Raw genomic sequence first — 2,581 nt, 5'->3', positions numbered from 1 at the left:
GCCCATCTCTCTCCTCCAACCAAAGAGCGAGGCATCCCCCATGCGCGTCCAGCGTGCAAGCGGGTCGCACGCCAGAGCAACAAGGCTTCAGCAAAGGCGAAGGCGGACGCGATCGGCCGCGTCCCGACGGGCTTCACGCAGCTGGCTGTTCCGGCCTTTCAGCGACGATAAGCACAAATGCGGTGTGATCTCCCGGATCCTGCGTTTGATGCCAGTAGCGGCAGCGGTGGTTCCCATCGATTAGACGTTCCATGTCACCATAGACCAGCACGATAAGTGGCCCGTCGCTCGGGCGCGCGTCGGACTTGCTCCGATTGGCCAGTTTCGCCCACTCGAGCTTCGGTCGCAAAACTTTGGTCACGACTGTGTTCACCGCGGTGAGCACGGGGAGTTCCTCGGGCTTGAACAGGCCCGAAAGATTCTTCCGAAAGAGCCGATTCAACGTATCGGCTGGCGTGTGGCTTTCACGCTTCCGATGGTTGCTCAATGCCGCGCAGGCAGCATCGAAGTTCTGCTCGTTTTCGGGGAAGCTGATCATAGTGCTCCGTCCTCGGGCGGGTTGATCAGTCTCGACGCTGCAAGGCGCGCGCCACCGTTCGCGGGGCGCGTGTCAAGAGGGCGGCTTGACGATCACCATATCCCATTCGCCATTCCCGCGTTCGCTGGAGGCGTGGTGAATGAGAACCTCATATTCGGGGTTGAATGACAGAAACGCCTTCACCGAGCGATCGAAGGCCAGTATGCTTGGCCAGTCCGCGCGCTCTGGCGACAGAACCAAATGGCCATCGGTCTCGGTGATCTTGCAATCCGGCAGTGAGATCATTTCTTGCTTTCCGCGCTTGTTAGATAGCTGGGCCTGGCGTTCGGTGGCTTTTCGGGATCGCGACAGTCAGCCTTCATCTGTCTGCAATTTCTTCAAATCTTTGCCGGTTAGCGATATTTCAGCTCCTGGCATTTTTAGGTTCACTCCCGAGGCGCGCCCTAATATCGCCGAAGCCAAGTAATCAGCCGGGTGCATATCAGCTGATTCATCCTTTTCACCTCTCGCAAACAGATTGCGTGAGATGGTTTCAAGCAGGTGTTCTGGCATCGGCTTTTCCTGAGAAAGCCTCCATTCCAGCGCCGCCTCAACTACCCAGCTCGCGCGATCAATGTCCAAATCGAATTGCTTAAGTTGAAATTCCGCGTCTGCGTATCGTTCAAACCATCTGTTCATCCAGCGCAGGTACCAGGCGATTAGGCCGAGGAGCGCAACAGTCAGGCCCACAGGCTTTAGACCTGAGATTATAATCTGAGCCGTCGTAGCGCCGGCAGGCAGCGAGCTCAGAGCGTTCGCGTAGTACGCAAGAAAGCCCACCAACACCGCCGATGAGCCGATGACACCCAAATGGATGGGAGTCCGGTTGCTTTTCGTCTCTGGCGTAATTTGGAACTTATTTGAGCGTGCAACGATCTTCGATTTTAGCTCCTGGTGAAGCTCACGCCGCGCATGTGTGTTGCTGCGGTCGTCTAAATCTTTCTGCCGTGCCGCCAGTTCCTCTTCTGTCCTTTGCAAAGCCCGCTTTGCTTCCTCGATCGTTTTTTCCGCTTCCGTCTGTCGAGTGGCGAACTGTGCATCAAGCTGAGCGTTCCGTTGGTTATATTCCTCCTCAAGTCTGAGGCGAACCGCTGCCGCTTGCTCACCAACATTGGCCACAGTGCGCTGCAACTGCTCGATCATCTTCTGATGAGATTTCATGAGCAGCGTAAAAGATTGGGAATTGTGAAACAGCTTGGCATTCTGGTCAGTGTTTGCCAGAAATGAATCGCTGATTAGCTGGTTGAGACGCGACACTTTCTCAGGCGGAACGCCGTCCTTCGGGTTGTTTGTAATGCTTAGAACATCGAAAGCAAAATCTGCATTTGACGCGATGTTCCGTTCAATGACGAGGTTGAAGTTGGCAGCGCCGATAGTAGCCGAGTAGATCGTATACCGATCCGATGAAGCTAACGGATGCGTGCGCCATTTTTCGTCGTTAATCGGAAACTGCTCACCCCGCGCCGATCCAATCTCACTAATGCTGCAACTGGTTGCGTCCACCATTTCAGACGCTGATTTCAAAAAGCTAAGAAGATCGGCGTCTCTAAGACGCGGCACCTGAAATTTATAGTCGGCCATTTTCCCCATCCCACACCCGAGGAGCAAGGGTAGACCATTTAGGATCGGGGGACGCAACCCTGCGCTGAAGCTTTGCCATGGAACCTTGCCACGGGCCTGGCGATCGGGCTGGGAATGGCTGCACGGCCTGGCGCTGGCCGGCTGAGGCGCTCAGGTTGAAGTCGAGCATCTGCCGCGCTTCGGCAAGCCACTGCTGTCGCCTGGCAGTTAATTATGAGAATGGAGTCAATGATTTCAGAGGCTTAGCTTTGCACCTAATTTGAGAATGGGTACTTAATTTGAGAATTCGAGGCGACGTATTGCACTTAATTTGAGAATGGAGCGCACGAGAATCGGCGGAGCCGTTTCTGCTGTGGCTGGCACAGCGCCGAACGAATGCCCAAATCGCGCGGCCTGAGAGTTAATGCCTTAGCAGTTAATTTG

Annotated in this window: 3 protein-coding genes; all 3 read right to left on the bottom strand. The window is 55.0% G+C overall.

The genetic code is table 11. The features are described from left to right. Positions 1-133 precede the first annotated feature (133 nt). The 3 genes from EOC94_RS33095 to EOC94_RS33085 all read right to left on the bottom strand — a co-directional run bounded on the left by EOC94_RS33095 (position 134) and on the right by EOC94_RS33085 (position 2,158). A complete protein-coding gene (locus EOC94_RS33095; RefSeq protein ID WP_127295824.1) occupies positions 134-538 on the bottom strand; it encodes a hypothetical protein in 405 nt (134 codons plus the stop codon). Between the two features lie 72 nt (positions 539-610). Beyond that, positions 611-823 carry a hypothetical protein gene (locus EOC94_RS33090; protein WP_127295822.1) on the bottom strand — a complete coding sequence of 71 codons (213 nt, stop codon included), beginning with the start codon at positions 821-823 and terminating at the stop codon, positions 611-613. Positions 824-889: 66 nt separating this feature from the next. Then, on the bottom strand, positions 890-2,158 hold the full coding sequence (locus EOC94_RS33085) for a hypothetical protein (protein ID WP_127295820.1): 1,269 nt from the start codon (positions 2,156-2,158) through the stop codon (positions 890-892). Between the last annotated feature and the right edge of the window lie 423 nt (positions 2,159-2,581).

Source organism: Mesorhizobium sp. M6A.T.Ce.TU.016.01.1.1 (genome assembly GCF_003997065.1).
GTDB classification, from domain to species: domain Bacteria; phylum Pseudomonadota; class Alphaproteobacteria; order Rhizobiales; family Rhizobiaceae; genus Mesorhizobium; species Mesorhizobium mediterraneum.
Note: the sequence above shows the minus strand (reverse complement) of the source record. Positions and strands in the feature narration are given on the sequence as shown.

Bases quoted from the DNA above. Each gene is read 5' to 3' on its own strand.
- EOC94_RS33095 (WP_127295824.1), bottom strand. From the start codon at position 538: ATGATCAGCTTCCCCGAAAACGAGCAGAACTTCGATGCTGCCTGCGCG.
- EOC94_RS33090 (WP_127295822.1), bottom strand. From the start codon at position 823: ATGATCTCACTGCCGGATTGCAAGATCACCGAGACCGATGGCCATTTG.
- EOC94_RS33085 (WP_127295820.1), bottom strand. From the start codon at position 2,158: ATGGCCGACTATAAATTTCAGGTGCCGCGTCTTAGAGACGCCGATCTT.